We start from the raw sequence: 17,546 nt of genomic DNA, 5'->3' as shown, positions 1-17,546 counted from the left end.
AACGTATCTCACCTGGTTTCCCTTAATCAAAATGGACTGCAGGTTATGTTATATATGACATTGATAACCAGTATGCTGGTGTTGATCTACAAAAAAGGGAATAAACAGGGCTATAAAACTTCCAAAAGACGATTTGCTATGGAAGTCAGAGACTTGGCAATCGCTCTGATCGTTATACAATGCGGCGGTGATCCAGGCCTCTTTTTTAAAACATAAAAAATGGCCGGAATTTCTTCCGACCATTCGTGGAGAAATTGGGGCTTTTTTCTTTTTTCTTCACCCTCTTTGCGCAGCAGAGAGGGTCGATGCCCGCGTATTGCGGGCCGTCGGGGTGAGTCAAATCTTGGGGCGATAACAATTACCAACAGAGTAATTCCTTGCCATTACGCTCAAAAACACCTTCGTTTTTCTCCTATTTTTTATGATTTTTAGTCAAAAAAATGGTCTAAATCGCCCGTTTTCGGAGGGGATTTTTAACGAATATGGATGTAAAACCGGAGCGTTTTCGTCGTATTAGTGTTCCAAAAAAACCTTTTGCGGAGCGCTAAAAAATACCTACTGACGCAGTTGTGTCACCATTTGCCTGCTCTTGTTTGGCTAACTTGCATCATAATCAAATTTTTATGAGCATTAAACCAACGGATGAACCGCTATTTGAGCGCCCGCCGGAAATTGAACTGATGCGTTCGCAGTCGCGGGGAATACCCCTTACCGCGAAACAGCGCAAACTACTACAGCAACAGGAGGCCCGCGCCATAACCGACGACGAAGCCTTTATCATCAAAAAAGCCGACGACTGGCTATACCTCCCTCCCGGCGAACCCACTGCAGGCGATATGCTCTTTGGCGATCTGTGGTTTAAAGGCGAACTGTGCATCCTTTTTGCCGATACCAATGTGGGGAAATCCATCCTCGCTGTGCAGTTAGGCGATGCCATCAGTCGCGGGGAGAGCTTGGGCGATATGCCGGTACAGCAGCAGCCCCAACCGGTGCTGTATTTCGATTTTGAGCTGAGCGCTGCGCAGTTTGCCAAACGCTACACCGGGCCCGACGGCCAAATGCATCGCTTTTCGCCAAATTTTTACCGCGTTATCATCAACCCCGCCGCCAGCCGCGAGCGCAAGTTTGCCAACTATCACGATTACCTCATCAACTCCTTCGAGAATATCATCGTCAGCACCGGCTCGCGCACCATTATCATCGATAACATTACCGCCCTGCGCAGCAGTACCGAAAGCACCGCCGCCGCCGTAAAACTCATGCGCAGCCTCAACCACATCAAAAACCACTGGGGGCTATCTATACTGGTGCTGGCGCATACGCCCAAGCGTAACCCCGCCCGGCCCATCACCCGCAACGATCTGCAAGGCAGCAAAATGCTCATGAACTTTGCCGACAGTGCCTTCGCTATCGGCGAAAGCCAAAGCAGCCCCGGCCTGCGCTACCTTAAGCAGGTAAAACAACGCAGCAGCGGTTTGGCTTTTAGTGCCGGCATGGTTAAGTTTTGCCGAATCGTAAAACAGGGCAGCTTGCTCCAATTCGCGTTCGAGGGCCAGGGCAGCGAAGCCCCACACCTGCAAACCCAAACATCCCGGCAACGCAAAGCTACGGACGAGCAAATCATCCAACTACACGCCGAGGGCCACAGCGTGCGGCAGATATCGCGCCAGTTAAATTGTGCGCAAACGACGGTGTTTAGGGCGATAAAGAGGGTGGAGAAGAGTTAGGAAGATGAATTTTAATATCGAACACCGAATGTTCAACATCGAATAATGAAGGTAAATTTCGAAGTTGAATATTCGATATTATCTGCGCTTCTATTTTTCCTTAACGTAACTAAATTCAACTGCAAGGTATACAAGCGTTAGAATCAATATTTTTTTGACAAACAAAGTGCTTTAGCTTTGATTATTATTAAGTTATTGATTTTTAGCAACAAATGAGCAACAAAATTTTCGACCCGTTTTTAAGTTATTTTTACTGCTTTTATGGTACCGAAGTATGGAAAACTTGAAAATATTAGTAATACCTTTTAATATCCCTAAAGTTATTGCAAAATAGCACAATTGCTGGCGATAGGTTGTTGCAGTAAACAACAAAAATTAAAACGATATTCAATAACCAAAACAATATGAAAGGCTGCATGTCAGATTTTAGGAACGTAAAACATTATCGTTCGTATTTTACATTCTGTCGTATCTGCCGCTATATCTCTAATATCTTTATCTAAATTGAGATCATTTTTGGTACTATATTGTTTCCGACCGTGATGGCAATAGTTAATTCTTCCAGAAAAGCAGCTTTTTTTCCAGTAAACGTACACAACCGTTAAAGAGGAATGCCAGCAATATCATCAAGATCAAAGCGGAAAATACCATTGCAGTATCGTAAAGACTACTGGCTTTCATGATCCGAAAACCTAAGCCTTCGTCGGAAGAGATAAACTCCCCTATAAATGCGCCAAGTAATGCAAAACCAACATTTAGTCGTAAAGAACTGATGACCCATATAAAAGAGGAGGGAACGATCAATCGCTTGAAAACAACCCAACGGGACGCGCCGAAGGTCTTTAATAAACGAACTTGACTTTCATCAACATGCTGTGCGCCCTGGAACGATTGCGTAACCGCGACTGCAAAAGTTGATATGGCGGCCATCATGATTTTCGCGAACATTCCTGTTCCGAACCAGATAATGGTCATTGGCGCCAAACTGAAGATCGGAATAGAACCGATAGCCAAGATATAGGGCTTACTAATATAAGCGGTTTTGTTAGAATACCAAAGTGAAAACCCTACCATTAAACCGAGGCTGTTACCTATCAAAAAGCCATATGACGTTTCCAAGCCCGTTGCACGCAAATCTTTTAATAACAAACCATTCTTGATATTGTCCAAGAGCGAGGACACGATGAGCGAAGGCTTACTATAAAGGAATGCCCCCCGGGTGGTCGCTGAAAACAGGTATTGCCAAGCCAGCAGCAATAGCAACAGCGGCATTAATCGGAGCAAACGCATACTATTTTTTTTTAGCGGGGATAGTTCTTCCATATGGTTTGATAATAAGCAGCATATTGAGGATCGAAACGGGCGGTCACCGGATTTCGATCTGAGATATTTAAATTGATCAGTAAGTCCATTTTTATGCCATTCGGACGAAAGTCCATCATAATAATGCGGTCGCTCATGGAAATCGCCTCGTCGATATCGTGGGAAATGAGTACAACCGTAATTTGGTTTTCTTTGGCATAATTGAAAATAGTTCGCTGTAATTCCAGCCTAGAATTATAATCGATCGCCGAAAAAGGTTCGTCTAACAACAAGATCGGTGTTTCCAGCACAAGGGTCCTGACCAAAGCGATCTTTTGACGTTCACCGCCCGATAAATGCCCTGGGTAACTTTCTCTCAGATGGACGATACCGAGTATTTTCAAGTAACGGTCGATTTTTACTTCAGTCGCCGCCGACCAGGAACCTTTTATCTTGACGCCTAACCGAATATTATCAATCACAGATAACCAAGGCAATAGCAGATCTTTTTGCAGCATATATGCGACTAACTCGTGAGAAACGCTTTTACTTTCATTCAACAGGATGCGACCTTCTCCAACGGGCTCGACACCGGAAAGCATATTGAGCAACGTTGATTTACCGCATCCATTTGGACCGAGAATAGTCAGGATCTCCCCTTTCCCTACTTGAAAACTTAAACGGTCAAATAGAATAAGCGGTTCAGGTTTGACCCAAAATATTTTACTGATATGTTCTACATTAATCATGTTATTTTTTGATTTCTACGACTGCGTTGAACGTTCTTTCCCTGGCAAATCCAGCTTTTGCGTAATGCTTCATGAAAAGTTCGAAGTAATAGGCGGCTTCCCTGCTTTCCAGCCGGTATTCGGGAAAATCTTGTTGGAACTTGATAAGGTCTTCTTCCGATACTTTTCCAGCAGCAAAATCAAAAAACATACCGCGATCCTTATTCACCGGACCTGCACCGGCGCCTTCCATGAGCGTCATTTTATCCCGCAGATAGATTTCTTCGGGCAAGAGATCACGGAAAGCTTCCCTTAATATATATTTTGTAGTCAGGCGCTGCCCACCAATCAAATTGATCTTATAGGACATCGGCAAGCGAATAGCATAATCTATAAGTACATGATCCATGAACGGTTCTCTAACCTCTACCCCAAATGCCATCCCTGTGCGATCTATTCTCAGCAATTGCGTACGATAAAGCGAATCGAGGAAACCCATAGTCTTTTTGTCAAAAGCAGTTTGTTCTTTGGCATGTAGAAAATCGCCGTAACCCGCAAATATCTCATCACTACCTTCGCCGCAGATCACCAATTTTAAACCATTCTTTGCCGCGGCCTCCGACAACAGGTAAGACAACGTCGAACCGCGAACGACGTTAATTTCAAATGTGCCGATGGCTTGGATCACCTCTGGGATTTTCGATAATAGTTCCGACTTATCGTATTTCAGGTGGATATATTTCTGGCCGTGTAACTCACACAATCTAATGGCGTAACGAACATCTTCAGCGTCATCGTCGCCAATTACAATAGCTATGGTGTCGGGATGATATTTGAGGGACAGCAGATAAACAATGGAGCTATCCAAACCGCCGCTCAGAAATACACCGATCGGAAGATCAGTATCCACCCGTTTTTTTACGGCCCTTTCCACGATTGCTCGCACTATCGCCTTGGCTGTAGTAAAGTCGTCGGTCACGAGCGGACTTGTTTGATACCTGTGATAGCGGCACAGCCCTTCCTTGGTCATGTAGCTTGCAGGCGGAATTTCCTGATATTCGTCTGCCTCCAAATGATAAAAAGCGCTCAATTCTGATGCGAAATACAAGTCGTGATTGATCTGACAATAATAGAGCGGTTTTATTCCCATTTTGTCTCTGGCTGCAAAAAAGCAATCCTCCCGTATATCATAAATGACAAAGGCGAACATCCCTTCAAGATGATGAACCATTTTCTCCCCATATTCTTCATAAAGATGAACAAGCACTTCTGTATCACATGTCGTTTTAAAGGAATGTCCCCGGCAAATCAAGTCCTCGCGCAGCACATGATGATTATAAATTTCACCATTGAACACCACCGCGATAGTATCGTCTTCATTCAGCACGGGCTGTTCGCCGTTTTCTCGGTCAACGATCATTAACCGGACCATTCCCAAACACGCACCATGCCACTTACGCCAAGTTGGCGCAGCGTCGCCGCGTTTGCGAACCGCTTTCAACATTTGGTCAAGCACCTGACTATCCGTTGCTCTTTCTGAAAATGCTGCTACAATTCCACACATATATCAATCGTTAATAAACCATGGCCGAGTCCTCAAACCACTTTTAATAGAGTAAAGCCGAATTACCGGCAAATCTGGAAGGACCAGACTTTCTTCGCGGGACATATAAGTGATAAATGCGTGATCATGGTAGGTCTCCGTTATCACACGTTTATCAAAAGCAGCCAATGTCAAATACCCCAAAGCCGCCAGTCGTTCATTTTGAAAGAAAAGGCCACTTTCGTGCGACGCGATCCTTCTACAATGCTTTAAAGCATAGTGAGCAAAAAAAGGCACAAGATTGTTAACTTGTACAGGCATATTCCAACTTCCAAAGCGTTCTTCCGGTTGTTGGATGATGTCCTCTACATAATCCATCATGCCTTGATAGCCCATGTCCCGCGCGAACCGACCACTTAATTCGGAGCTCCTGACAAAAGAATATCCATGTTTACGGATATGGTAACTGATCTCGGTAATGTAGCGCTCATAATACTCTTTTGTGTAACCGTTAAGATGTGCATGGGTATCAGTAAAAATCAAGTTCAAGTTCACTTTCAAACCGTACGCATGCTCGACCCGCTTCAGAAAATGGAACAGGTAAAGAAGACCATCTTTATCCGCTTTGGTTGCATGGGCTTTGTTACTTGCTCCCCATAACATGATAAACTGGATATCTTCGTGTTCTCGATGGCCAACAAACTGATCCAGTAGGCGTAATGTGTCTGTTCTTTGTGAGCCATGCCGGTCGCTAAAAAACGATTTTAGCTTAGTTAAGTTACTGTTTACCACCATAGACATACATATACTTTCGGGTCAGTGTCCTCAGCAAAAACAAAACCCCCGCGAGCAGCCCGAGCCCACCAAGTATATATAATTCCCATTTGCGGTCTGTTCCTGTAAAAATTGGATCAAACAGTCCATTGACGAACGCCAGTAAACTCAGAAAGGCAAAGACGATGGCTATACTCTCCCAAAAATTATTATTGTATAGTGCCTGAAACACCCACTTGAATCGCTTTCGGATATAAATAATTCGTTTTTCGATCCTTCTCCAGCTACACAAAACATCCGGAAAAACCATATGCTCGATCTGCGCATCCTGATCTTTCCGTAGTTCCAAAATTGCGCTGATCTCATGAAAATGCGCAAAATTCTGCGCATCAAAGTGCGCACGGAAATGTTTGTCCTTTCGGACCCTGGCCATTTCAGTACCGGACAATATGCGCGAAGATGCATAATACATAGAGACTGTTTTCCCTCTCCAACGGAAGATATTGTCAGCAATCTGGCGGGTTATCTGCATCAGCGGATTATTCATACGCTCGCTGAACTTCGAGGCGATTTGACTGTCTGCGATCAATACACTGATAATATAGGCCCGATTCGACTGATCCTTACTTAGCATATTGTAGATATATTTTTCCAGCCCTAAGCGATCCCTGTTCTCCACAAACGCATTGAATTCATGCAGCACTTTATCTATCGCGTAGGCAAATGCCCGATATTTTTTCTTGTCTTTTTCATACCGGGAATAATCTGCGACGAATCCCGACCACATCAGCATGTCGCCGCTCGTTACCAAGTCGTCAATTATATAATTATCAGCATCCTCCCGCTCGTGCAAATAATCCAGGGCAACAAAATCGCAGGACAGACAGATTTCATTTTTTTTCAGATTTTGCAATTCTGCACCAAAGTCCAATGGGTGTCCACCGATTTTGCAATCCAGTGCTTGTTCGACATATTGGGCAGAGGTTGCCGGTGTGGGGTAAGTGAATATGGAATATTTCTTTTTCAGATCATCCAGCTGACTCCGGAGTAAATCTTTTTCTTTGTGGACATGCTCATTCAGATCAGTATTCGCTTTGAAAAATTCATCTTTCGACTGACCGACAATGGCTTTCAGTCCTGGCTTTCTGATCAATCCAGCCAATATTCGCAGATCTTTATTCCTTTTCAATTGTTCATCAATGAATTCGGGGACCTGATCGATGCTATTGCCCAGCGTATTAGCCAGTTGCCTGACACAAGAATCAGCATCGAATTGCCTGAGATCGAAAAACTGTATGTAGTCTTTGAAGAATGCTTTATTGAAAAATTTTTTGTACAATTCCTTTTTCTCGGTCTTCATGATACAAGCAAAGCCCGGGTCACCAATGCCGATATCAGCAACTTCCAATAATACGTCTGCGGTCATGGCAAGATCACCGCGAAGCCGCGGTTTCAATGCGGTACGAGTCTTGTTCTTAACTTTCTGTTCGTCAGCAGAATTGAACAGCGGATCTTCCAAGCCGACAATTTTCACATCGACTGGGCCGAATGGCGTGTCGGCGAACTCGCCGCCAAAATAGGCTAAATAAAAAGGAAGATAAATTACGGCATCTGTGGAAAGCGACACCTTTAAACTTTGTCTTATCATTTTTTCGCGTTGTTAGCGAAGGAATTATCAACCGCATCGGAGGTAGGTTTGATGGTTTTAATATCACCCACTTGCTTCCTGATTTTCAGCGCTAATTGCCAGCCTTTATCGGAAATGGCTACAGAAGTTGGAATCGTTTTATCAGCGACCATTCGCTTAACAGCGTTGGATACCACTGTCTTGTCGAGCATCGAAAAAAGCCCCTGCGCCACCAGGATGGTGGAATCTTGGTGGTTTTTTGCGAACGCAAGCGCTTTCGATAGCGCATTTACAAAATGCTGCACCGTGGGTTTATTGGAATTAATATATTCCTCGGTAGTGGTCACACCTGTAAAAGCGAACGAGCCATAAGATTTTGCCATCGAGTAAACGACTTTATAACCCTTGCTTTCAGCAAGCGATGCATTTGGTTCAAGTTCCATTGCGATGTCCGCAGATCCGCTTTCCAGCAAAGCTAATCCTGACCCGATGGGTGCCTGGACGATCTTGGAAGCTTTTAGGACGGGATCTGCATCGATTGTATTTTTGATCAGTGTATATACAGTTGATGGTGCAGGAAAGGTCCCGATCCTTAAACCGGCAAGATCTTTAGGTCCGGTGATTTCTTTACCACCGCCCTTCGAAATCCCCCAAACGGATACCCCATCCACAATTGCGGCGATCACTTTGCCTTTAGCACCTTTTTCCCTCGAAACCGCGGTGAATACCGGGTCGCCGATTCCAAACTGGGCATCACCTTTGAGCACGGTTGCAAATACCTGGTCATCATTGCCCGAGAACTTAATGTTGATGTCCAATCCTTCCTCTTTAAAGTAGCCTTTTTCAATGGCCAAGTAAAAAGGCAGGTAGATTAAATACTTTTCTTGGCCGAATTGCGCTACCGTAATTTTTTGGAGCGCATCTGAAGTTGTAGTTTTTGAGGGTTGATTACAAGCAAAAATGCCAAAAAGCATTATTGCGAGCACAAGCGAGCTGAGTTTTTTCATTGTGTGAAAGGTTTAGATATTAAAAATAGGTCTTAAAACGCTTAAAGATAACGATTTATTTAAAATAATATCTATCTTTTGTTTAATATTTTAATAAATAATATTAACGCTAACGCGGAAGAATCACTACAACCTAAGTGAAAATCTTATTAGTTAAAATATTTGCCCAATTAGTCTATACATCCAAGCTGATAAATGTCCCTACAAGCTATGGCAACTGGTATATGTAAAAACTGATTTAAACTTTTCAGAATTGGTTGGTGCATAATTCATTTTACGAAACATATTATTGCATCCAGAAAATAGTTCAGTTTATTCCGCCCTTGTTGGTGTTCGTGGTGCCCAGCCCTTGTTGGTGTTGTCACCAAACAAGCTGATGCCGTTTCGGGACGGTATTTCCTTCATAAAATAAAAATAACACCGTTGGTCACAAAACCAACGGCGGCGTAAAAATCTGTTACAAGATATATTGATAGTATTTGTTATAGCCGGTTCTGCTCATCCGTTTTTCCCTTCGCTTCTTTACCTTTCAGCTTTACATTGCCGAGGTTATATCTAAAACTGATGCGGAAACTTTGCGTATCGCCGTAATATGTGAAATAGTTGTGCTGATCAGCATAATCCGAAGTAACCCTCAGGCGCTCACCGCGATAAACGTCATTGACAATTAGGGATACTTCCGCCTGGTTATGAAATAATTTTTTGCGGGCGCTGAAACCCAGGCTGCTCATGCCACTTACTTTGGCTGGTCCCTGTACGCCGGCTGTATAAAAGCTAAAGTTCATGCCGGCAGTAAGGCCGTGTGTTTTATCTAATGTGAACTGGTTATCTATTGCGCCATTGAAAGTTAAGGCATGATTACGATACAGGCCGCCGGAGAGAAGAATGAAATTGCTTTCGACATAGGCAGCACCGGGGTTTAGGTCGATGCCCCACCAGGAGGCGGGTTGCAGGCTGGTGCTAAGGTCGATACCGTAGGCGTTATTCCTCGGGATATTCGTTACTTTCTGGATCAAGGTGTTGGTGGCGTTATCCTGTACCGGTAGCTGGGTGGTTGGATTCTTATCGCCCATATAATACAGCGTGGCATTGTATTTCTCCTTGAACGTGTACAGCAGGCTAATTTGGTCGCTGAGCGCCGGTTTCAGTTTTGCGTCGCCTATCAGGTAAGAGTTAGGTGTGAAATAAGATTTGGAGGGGTTGAGATAACTATACTGGGGCCGGGTGATCCTTTTACCATAGGTAAGCCCCAACTGGTTATTGGCGTTGATCTTATCCTGCACGAACAATGTTGGGAATAGGTTTAAATAATCCTGGCTGTTTATTTCCTGCGGGTGTACGGATCTCCCGTCAATGTTGGAGTACTCTCCACGTAACCCTGCCTTAAAACTCCAGCTGCTGATGTCTTTGTTTAGACTAATATAACCTGCGGTAACCGACTCTTTATAATTAAACACATTGCTCAATTCCGGATAATTCACCAGCCCCGCAACGCCCTCAATCTGAAAATCCAGGTTATTGTCTGCTTTCACTTTGCTGAATTTGACACCGGCTCCAAGGTTGAAAGCCTTGCTCTCCTTGCTGTAATCCGCCTGTGCAGAGAAAAGGCGGATGTGCTGCACGTTATCGGTGAGGAAACGGTTAAAACGCTTATCGGCGACATAGTTACTGGTTTTTACATCCTGACTGGTATTGTTTTTATAATTGGTGTAGTCGGCAGCCGCGCTGATCTTTTCTTTGGCGCCGAAAGCATGTTCGTACACGAGATTTACATCGGTATTCGTATTCGGTGTCAGTCGGTAGTTTTGCGTGGTAAAGCTATTTTGAAAGCTACCGTCGGTAACATAAATATCCGTTGGCACGCTGTAAAGTGCATGGTTCTTTTTAGCGATATACCCATCTACACCCACGCTCAGTTTATTCAGGCGATCAATGTCATAATCCAGTCCGGCCCGGTAATTATGTTCTGCATCGCGGTAATTTTTGCGGTGCAGAACATCTACCCATATTTGCTTCTGCATTGGATATTGGGTTACTTCTTTGATCTCATTATAATATATACCCTTGCCCAGGCTGTAGCTGCCGAAGAGCGATAACTTACCGGTTTTATAATACTGGCTGGTGCTGATGTTTTCCTTCGCATAAATACCCTGCTGATAGCTGGTGCTAATGGAGCCTTTGTAGCCTGCTTTTGTATTGGTCTTCATTTTGATATTGATCACTGCGCTGCCGGAGGCTTCGTATTTGGCAGGTGGATTAGTAATAACCTCGACCGATCTGATATCGCCGCCGTTGGTGCCTTCCAGCATGGCCTTTAGTTCTTCGCCCGACAAGTAAACCTTTTTATCATTGATGGTAACTAAAATATTCTTGCTGCCTCTGATGGACAACTCCCCGCCGCCAGACTGTACGCCCGGTGCGCGTTTGACGATCTCCCAGGCATTTGTTGTGGAAAGAACGGTATTTTCAACGTTGAACTCCGTTCGATCGATCTTGTGAGTAACAGTGGGTTTTTTAGCGGTTATGACCACTTCGTTAAGTTGTGTCAGGTCTTTGTTTAGTAAGATCGTTTCCAACACGATGTCTTGATTCAGGACAACTTGCTGTGAAATAGATTTGAAGCCGACAGTTTTTATTTTTAACACATAGCTGCCTTTTTTCAAAGCTTCAAATGAAAACACACCGGCAGAATCGTTCAGGGTGCTTTGCCTGATGGTTGTATCTGCGGCGTTTTGAACGGTGATGGTTGCATAGGATACAGGCTGATGAGCGGCATCCTGCACCTTGCCAGATAGTTTGAACGTTTGTGCCTGTAAAGTGATGGGGATAAACAGAGCGATGATTAATATGAACTTATACATAATGAATTGATTTAAGGCAAAAGTGTGGTGTTGAATGCCTGATTTTGGTTAATGCTTGGTTAACGGAATGTTAATGACGGTAAAACCTGCACGGTTAATGGACTGTCTGATTTACCTTTGAGCCATGAAAATGAAAATCAGTTACCTGATCTGGGCCTGTTCGCTGGCGGTGCTGGCGCTAACGGCCATCCAGGGCTATTTTATTTACAATACTTTTATTCTGCGATCGAAAGAGGCCGAGCAGGCCGTCCGTGCCGAACTGATCAAAATGGAATACAGCATCGGGATCGATAGCCTGACCAATATCTGGTTCAGGGAAGCGGAGCCCTTATTCAAACAGAGCCGTTATGGCGCATTTGAACAGTTTATAAAAACAGGTTCGATATCCAATTCCCACAGGATCGCCGCTTACATTAAAAACAACCATGTTTTGAGCCGGTACAATACGGCTTATACTGTCGTGATCCATTCTGCCACCCTGATTGATGTTGAGACCAATGATTCTTTGACCATTCATAACCAGGCCTGGTTTGGTAATGCTAAAACATTGGAACACGCGAAGATCATTCATGACCTGAATTCGAGCAATGGCAATGAATCCGGCGTGGTGATCAAAAACTTTAACAGCCGTTCCAGCTTTAGCATCAATGACTGGCAGATCAGCATCCTGCAACAAATGATGGGCCTGCTGATATTTTCGGTATTGCTGCTGGGTTTTGTTGTGGTGTTGTTCTATTATTCCATCAAAGGCTTGATCACGCAGAAAAAGATCGCTGATATGCAGACCGATTTTATCAACAACATTACGCACGAGTTTAATACGCCTTTGGCGACGCTGAACGTGGCGATCAGCACAGCTAAAAGCCAGCCAGAGATAAAAACTAATGCCATTATCGCTAATGCGCTAATGATTTGCGAGCGGCAACAACAACGCCTCAAAAGATTGATCGACCAGGTAATCACGCATACGGCAGGGCCTCAACAACTGGTTCTTAAAAAAGAAAAACTAAATATGGAGTTTTTCGTCGCTCAGTTGCTGGAGGATTTCGGAGCGGCGCATCCAACTATTAAACTTACCACGCGGTTTGAGTTTGAGCCGGTTACGTTATTAGCAGACCGCTTTCACCTGACTACCGCCATCACCAATATCCTGGATAACGCGGTGAAATATGGAGGCACCCATCTGGTTATTGTTACCGCTGCGGACGAAAGTTTTTACCGGATCGGGATCATGGATGACGGCATCGGAATTTCACCTTCCGAATGGCAGGATATCTTTGAAAAGTTCTACCGGGTGGAAAAGGGCGATATCCATAGTGTGAAAGGGCTTGGACTTGGACTATATTACAGCCGCCAGATCGCCATCGCGCACGTGGGAACCGTTGGTGTGGTAAGCTCGCCCGGTCATGGTACAACTTTTACTTTAACCTTACCCTTAGCATGAAACATATCCTGTTAGCCGAAGACGACCTTGATTTTGCGGGTATCCTGAAACAATACCTGGAACTGGCCGGGTTCAATGTAACCTGGCAACCCAATGGCATGGAGGCGTTGAAATACCTGAAAGCCGCAACTGCTGACCTTTGCGTGTTGGATGTGATGATGCCCGTAATGGACGGCTTTACGCTGGCGGAAGAGATCATCCGCCTGCAACCGGAAATGCCATTTCTTTTTTTAACGGCCAGGAATCAGAAGGAAGACAAATTAAAAGGCTTAAAATTAGGGGCCGATGATTATGTGGTCAAACCCTTTGAGGCGGACGAGCTGGTATTACGGATCAAAAATATCCTGAAACGGGCGGAACAGGCGGTTGTTCCCCTGCCGGAAATGATTATACTTGGTGATTTTGCCTTTGACCACCGGAGCCTCTTATTAGTTCATCAGAACGGCAATGTGCGGCTGACTGAAAAAGAAGCATTAGTGTTGCTTTATTTCTGTCGGAACCCTAACCGGCTTATCAAACGCGAAGAAGTGCTGCTGCATATCTGGAAAAACGATGATTATTTTTCCGGGCGCAGCCTTGATGTTTTCGTTAGCAAGCTGCGTAAATACCTTAACGTCGATCCGGCTATCGTGTTGGAAACGGTGCGCGGGACCGGCTTTGAATTCCGTTTCATAACTCGACCAGCACAAAAAATGAAATGAAAGAATTGTTGTTTAATGCCAATTAAAAACGGCTGAAGTTCATTTAGTACTCATTAAAACCGCCGCCGGTTCAAGCGTCCCGCTTGAGCCAAAGCAAATGTACGAACTAAAAGCATCGTGGTTCGTTGGTAACAACGCCCAACGAAGGCTGGAGGCGGCGGAATCAGCAAAATACTCCGCTTCCGCTAATTGCTATACCAATATCACCGCTGCATCAGGCTCCAACCCTCTACTAAGCTGCTGAACGCTGTGGAGCGTAATTTCTGCTATTTGCGAGAGTGCCTCTTGTGTAAAGAAGGCCTGGTGCCCGGTAACCAGTACGTTTGGAAAGCTCATGAGCCGCTGGATGGTGTCATCTTCTATAATACAGCCCGAAAGATCCTTAAAGAATAGCTTTTCTTCCTGCTCATACACATCTATCCCTAAATAAGCGATGTGGCCGGTTTTCAAAGCCTCTATCACGTCGCCGGTATGGATAAGCCCGCCGCGGCTGGTGTTGATGATGCTGATGCCGGGCTTCATGATGGCCAGCGTATCCTTGCCAATCATGTATTTATTGTCGGGCGTTAAAGGGCAATGCAGCGACAGGATATCTGCCTGGCGCAGTACGCTTTCAAAAGTGGTGTACCCTACCCCGAGCAATTTTAGTTCTTCATCCTCAAAAAGGTCGTACGCTACTACCTTGCAGCCAAAGCCCAAAGCAATGCGGCAAAAAGCTTTGCCTATTTTCCCGGTGCCAATTACGCCTACCGTTTTGCCATGTAGGTTAAAGCCCAGCAAGCCATTCAGCGAGAAATTTTGCTCGCGAACCCGGTTATAGGCCTTATGCGTTTTTCGGTTAAGCGTAAGCAGCATCGCCATAGCATGTTCGGCAACGGCCTCGGGCGAGTATGCGGGCACACGGCATACGCGTATGCCGTATTGCTTTGCCGCATCCAGGTCTACATTATTAAAGCCGGCACAACGCAGCGCTATAACCTTTACGCCTTTTGCGGCAAGGGCAGCAATTACTTCGGCTGTGAGTTTGTCATTAACAAAGGCGCAAACGGCAAAGGTACCGTCGTCGACAGCGTTTACAATATGCGGGCCCAGGTGGGTCTCCAAAAAATCCAGCTCGAAGCCATAGGCTTCGTTATGGCTGACAAAAAATGCTTTATCGTACGGCTTGGCAGAAAAGAATTGGATCTTCATGGTTGATGTGTATGCGCAAAGGTAAGGTTATTCTTTGCTGTTCCGCAGTTGTTGGCGTTTCGTCCCCGCAGGGGTGTGTCAATGGAGCGACTATTTTTGCTATCTTAGTCAACAGCGACTGTTGGCCACAAGACCAACAGCGGCGAAAGCCAAACATGCTTTTGCAATAACCTTAATTACAGATAAACCATGATAAAAGAAATCAAGACTCACCCGCGGTTATCAGAACTTGAGTACGCATCTAAAATTGGCGACATTATTTCCTTGTTAAAGAAGAGTTCCGAGGTACGGGTAATCGTAAGATTTAAGGGCAAAGAACTTAACCATCCCGAATTGGGCGTAAGGCTATTGAGCAGGTTTGTAGAGGATCTGCAAGATTACGCAACCGCCCCATGGCCGCCATTGGACGAGGGTAGGCAGATGCCTCTATTATTTACATCGACGATTGTAGGGTAAATTGCCGGAACAAAAAAGCCGTCCTGGTTTATTCCCGGATGTATTTAATTGGCTGAATGACCGCCTCACCGATTACCATGTATTTACAATCAATGCGGTTTGTTGGATTACCTCGTTACGTACAAACATCGGGGTTCGTTGGTCACAAGACCAACGAAGGCGGTGAAAAAAATAAAGTCCCCTTAGACTTGCTCTTTGGGGACTTAAACCTAAACCTTATCACAATAGGCGAATGCCCAATAGATGTAACAAATATATTATGTCAAATAAGCTATGTCAAGTCAAACGTGTCACACAGACACAATAAGCTCATTTCCAATCAAAAAAAGTATCATGCAAGGGTCACACCAGGACAAATGAAGCATAGCACGCACGGATTCGTCCGCATTTTTGCCAGCTTACTGCGAGGAAGCCCCAACAAGTAGTGAGCATAACCAACAACTATTTTATCCCCTTCTCCAGTTTAGCATTCTGCCCGGCGAGTATTTTCCATGATCCGTCGCGTTTTACCAATACAATCATCCTGCGAAATTCGAAAGTTTGGCCCGGGAACCGCTCATCGCCGTCTAAACCGGTCCGCACGTGCGATATGGCCATATCTGGATGCGAATAGGTAATATCTTCAATCGCACGTGTATAATAATGGGTATTTTTAAAATAGGTGGTATGAACCTGCTGATAATGAAATTGAATGTCATCCCGCCCTTTATAATAGGCACCAAACCAGTTTACCCAAGTTGCATCAACAGTGTAATTATCGGCCAAACCTTTAGCATCGTGCCGGTTCCAGGCGTCTTCATAATTTTTAATAAGCTGCCTTATTTGCGTGTTTTCTTTAGCGGTGTCTATTTGCTGGCCATAGCTCTTTAGTGCAGCCAAAACGATAAAAAACGAAATAGTGAAGATTTTTTTCATGATAGTAGCTTGTTTGTTTTTCAAGAGTTTGAGTTGTAACTCATGTTATTAAAGGCAAAGCGGGGAACAATGCCTATTGAAATTAGATGTTATGCAATATAAGAACTTACCTGCAATCTTTCAAAAACCAAGATATAATTGATAGAGGATTTCTATCCGGCACTACTGCATATTTACAGCCTCCTCGCCTTGTCACATCACTAAGGTTTATTACAAAACGCAAAAAGCCCCCCAACGGGAGGCTTTCGCATTTATTTTAAGAATTTACGAACCTTACAGTTTGCCAATTTCTTGTACAAGGTCAATCAGTTTGTTTGAGTAACCCCACTCGTTGTCGTACCATGATACTACTTTAACGAAGTTATCATTCAAAGCGATACCTGCTTTTGCATCGAATATCGATGTACGGGCATCACCTTTGAAATCTTCAGATACTACTTCGTCTTCTGTATAACCAAGGATGCCTTTCAATTCGCCTTCAGAGGCTTCTTTCATGGCAGCTTTGATACCTTCGTATGAAGTTGGAGTTTTTAAACGCACAACTAAGTCAACAACAGAAACGTCGGCAACCGGAACACGGAAGCTCATGCCTGTTAATTTGCCTTTCAATTGTGGAAGAACTAAACCTACTGCTTTAGCAGCACCTGTTGATGAAGGGATGATGTTTTGGTAAGCGCCACGGCCGCCTCTCCAGTCTTTAGCCGATGGGCCGTCAACTGTTTTTTGGGTTGCTGTAACTGCGTGTACGGTAGTCATTAAGCCTTCTTCAATGCCGAATTTATCATCCAATACTTTAGCGATAGGCGCTAAACAGTTGGTGGTACATGATGCGTTAGAAACGATGGTTTGCTCAGCTTTTAACAGCTTGTGGTTTACACCCATTACAAATGTAGGGGTATCATCCTTTGCAGGGGCGCTCATTACTACTTTCTTAGCACCGGCATCGATATGTTTTTGTGCAGTATCTAAGGTTAAGAATAAACCTGTAGATTCAATAATAACTTCTGCACCTACTTCATTCCATTTAAGGTTTGCAGGGTCTTTTTCGGCAGTAACGCGGATAGTTTTACCGTTTACTACCAAATGGCCGCCTTCAACAGCAATGGTGCCTTTGAACTGGCCGTGTGTTGAATCGTATTTCAACATGTAAGCCATATAATCAGGCTCTACCAGGTCGTTAATACCAACAATTTCAACACCTTCACGTTCAATTGCAGCCCTGAAAGCTAAACGGCCGATACGGCCAAAGCCGTTAATTCCTATTTTCATG

14 protein-coding genes and 1 pseudogene are annotated in these 17,546 nt (G+C 44.5%); 5 read left to right on the top strand and 10 right to left on the bottom strand.

Annotated elements, in window-relative coordinates; genetic code table 11:
- Both AC1DXC_RS26895 and AC1DXC_RS26890 read left to right on the top strand, forming a co-directional pair.
- Window positions 1-216, top strand: a pseudogene (locus AC1DXC_RS26895) (IS4 family transposase); the annotation flags it as partial.
- A gap of 407 nt (window positions 217-623) precedes the next feature.
- Window positions 624-1,727, top strand: a complete 1,104-nt coding sequence (locus AC1DXC_RS26890) for an AAA family ATPase (protein WP_477462268.1) — start codon at window positions 624-626, stop codon at window positions 1,725-1,727.
- A gap of 552 nt (window positions 1,728-2,279) precedes the next feature.
- On the opposite strand, the gene AC1DXC_RS26885 is transcribed toward AC1DXC_RS26890, so the two are convergent.
- The 7 genes from AC1DXC_RS26885 to AC1DXC_RS26855 all read right to left on the bottom strand — a co-directional run bounded on the left by AC1DXC_RS26885 (window position 2,280) and on the right by AC1DXC_RS26855 (window position 11,569).
- Complete coding sequence (locus AC1DXC_RS26885) at window positions 2,280-3,050, bottom strand: ABC transporter permease (protein ID WP_477462267.1); 771 nt, start codon at window positions 3,048-3,050, stop codon at window positions 2,280-2,282.
- Window positions 3,029-3,778 carry an ABC transporter ATP-binding protein gene (locus AC1DXC_RS26880; RefSeq protein WP_477462266.1) on the bottom strand — a complete coding sequence of 250 codons (750 nt, stop codon included), beginning with the start codon at window positions 3,776-3,778 and terminating at the stop codon, window positions 3,029-3,031. Before AC1DXC_RS26880 ends, AC1DXC_RS26885 begins: the two co-directional genes overlap by 22 nt.
- Window position 3,779: 1 nt before the next feature.
- Window positions 3,780-5,321, bottom strand: a complete 1,542-nt coding sequence (locus AC1DXC_RS26875; protein WP_477462265.1) for an asparagine synthetase B family protein — start codon at window positions 5,319-5,321, stop codon at window positions 3,780-3,782.
- Between the two features lie 3 nt (window positions 5,322-5,324).
- Window positions 5,325-6,095, bottom strand: coding sequence for a hypothetical protein (locus AC1DXC_RS26870; RefSeq protein WP_477462264.1), 771 nt, complete (start codon window positions 6,093-6,095; stop codon window positions 5,325-5,327).
- Window positions 6,079-7,722: a hypothetical protein gene (locus AC1DXC_RS26865; RefSeq protein ID WP_477462263.1), complete on the bottom strand. Its 1,644-nt coding sequence runs from the start codon at window positions 7,720-7,722 to the stop codon at window positions 6,079-6,081. The genes AC1DXC_RS26870 and AC1DXC_RS26865 overlap by 17 nt, the downstream gene beginning before the upstream one ends.
- Window positions 7,719-8,708, bottom strand: a complete 990-nt coding sequence (locus AC1DXC_RS26860) for an ABC transporter substrate-binding protein (RefSeq protein WP_477462262.1) — start codon at window positions 8,706-8,708, stop codon at window positions 7,719-7,721. The genes AC1DXC_RS26865 and AC1DXC_RS26860 overlap by 4 nt, the downstream gene beginning before the upstream one ends.
- A gap of 482 nt (window positions 8,709-9,190) precedes the next feature.
- Complete coding sequence (locus AC1DXC_RS26855) at window positions 9,191-11,569, bottom strand: outer membrane beta-barrel family protein (protein WP_477462261.1); 2,379 nt, start codon at window positions 11,567-11,569, stop codon at window positions 9,191-9,193.
- Between the two features lie 124 nt (window positions 11,570-11,693).
- Between AC1DXC_RS26855 and AC1DXC_RS26850 the strand changes: the two genes are divergently transcribed.
- Window positions 11,694-13,013, top strand: coding sequence for a sensor histidine kinase (locus AC1DXC_RS26850; RefSeq protein ID WP_477462260.1), 1,320 nt, complete (start codon window positions 11,694-11,696; stop codon window positions 13,011-13,013).
- Window positions 13,010-13,714, top strand: coding sequence for a response regulator transcription factor (locus AC1DXC_RS26845; protein WP_477462259.1), 705 nt, complete (start codon window positions 13,010-13,012; stop codon window positions 13,712-13,714). Before AC1DXC_RS26850 ends, AC1DXC_RS26845 begins: the two co-directional genes overlap by 4 nt.
- A gap of 192 nt (window positions 13,715-13,906) precedes the next feature.
- Here the strand turns inward: AC1DXC_RS26845 and AC1DXC_RS26840 are convergent, their stop codons facing one another.
- Complete coding sequence (locus AC1DXC_RS26840) at window positions 13,907-14,905, bottom strand: 2-hydroxyacid dehydrogenase (protein ID WP_477462258.1); 999 nt, start codon at window positions 14,903-14,905, stop codon at window positions 13,907-13,909.
- Between the two features lie 189 nt (window positions 14,906-15,094).
- Between AC1DXC_RS26840 and AC1DXC_RS26835 the strand changes: the two genes are divergently transcribed.
- Window positions 15,095-15,361 (top strand): translation initiation factor IF-3 C-terminal domain-containing protein, encoded by a 267-nt coding sequence (locus AC1DXC_RS26835; protein ID WP_477462257.1) that lies wholly within the window; start codon window positions 15,095-15,097, stop codon window positions 15,359-15,361.
- Window positions 15,362-15,802: 441 nt separating this feature from the next.
- Here AC1DXC_RS26835 and AC1DXC_RS26830 read toward each other — a convergent pair whose 3' ends face one another.
- Window positions 15,803-16,276 carry a YybH family protein gene (locus tag AC1DXC_RS26830; protein WP_477462256.1) on the bottom strand — a complete coding sequence of 158 codons (474 nt, stop codon included), beginning with the start codon at window positions 16,274-16,276 and terminating at the stop codon, window positions 15,803-15,805.
- Window positions 16,277-16,549: 273 nt separating this feature from the next.
- Window positions 16,550-17,545, bottom strand: a complete 996-nt coding sequence (gene gap / locus AC1DXC_RS26825; RefSeq protein WP_477462255.1) for a type I glyceraldehyde-3-phosphate dehydrogenase — start codon at window positions 17,543-17,545, stop codon at window positions 16,550-16,552.
- Between the last annotated feature and the right edge of the window lies 1 nt (window position 17,546).

This window comes from Mucilaginibacter sp. P2_D11, from assembly GCF_056404435.1.
Note: the sequence above shows the minus strand (reverse complement) of the source record. Positions and strands in the feature narration are given on the sequence as shown.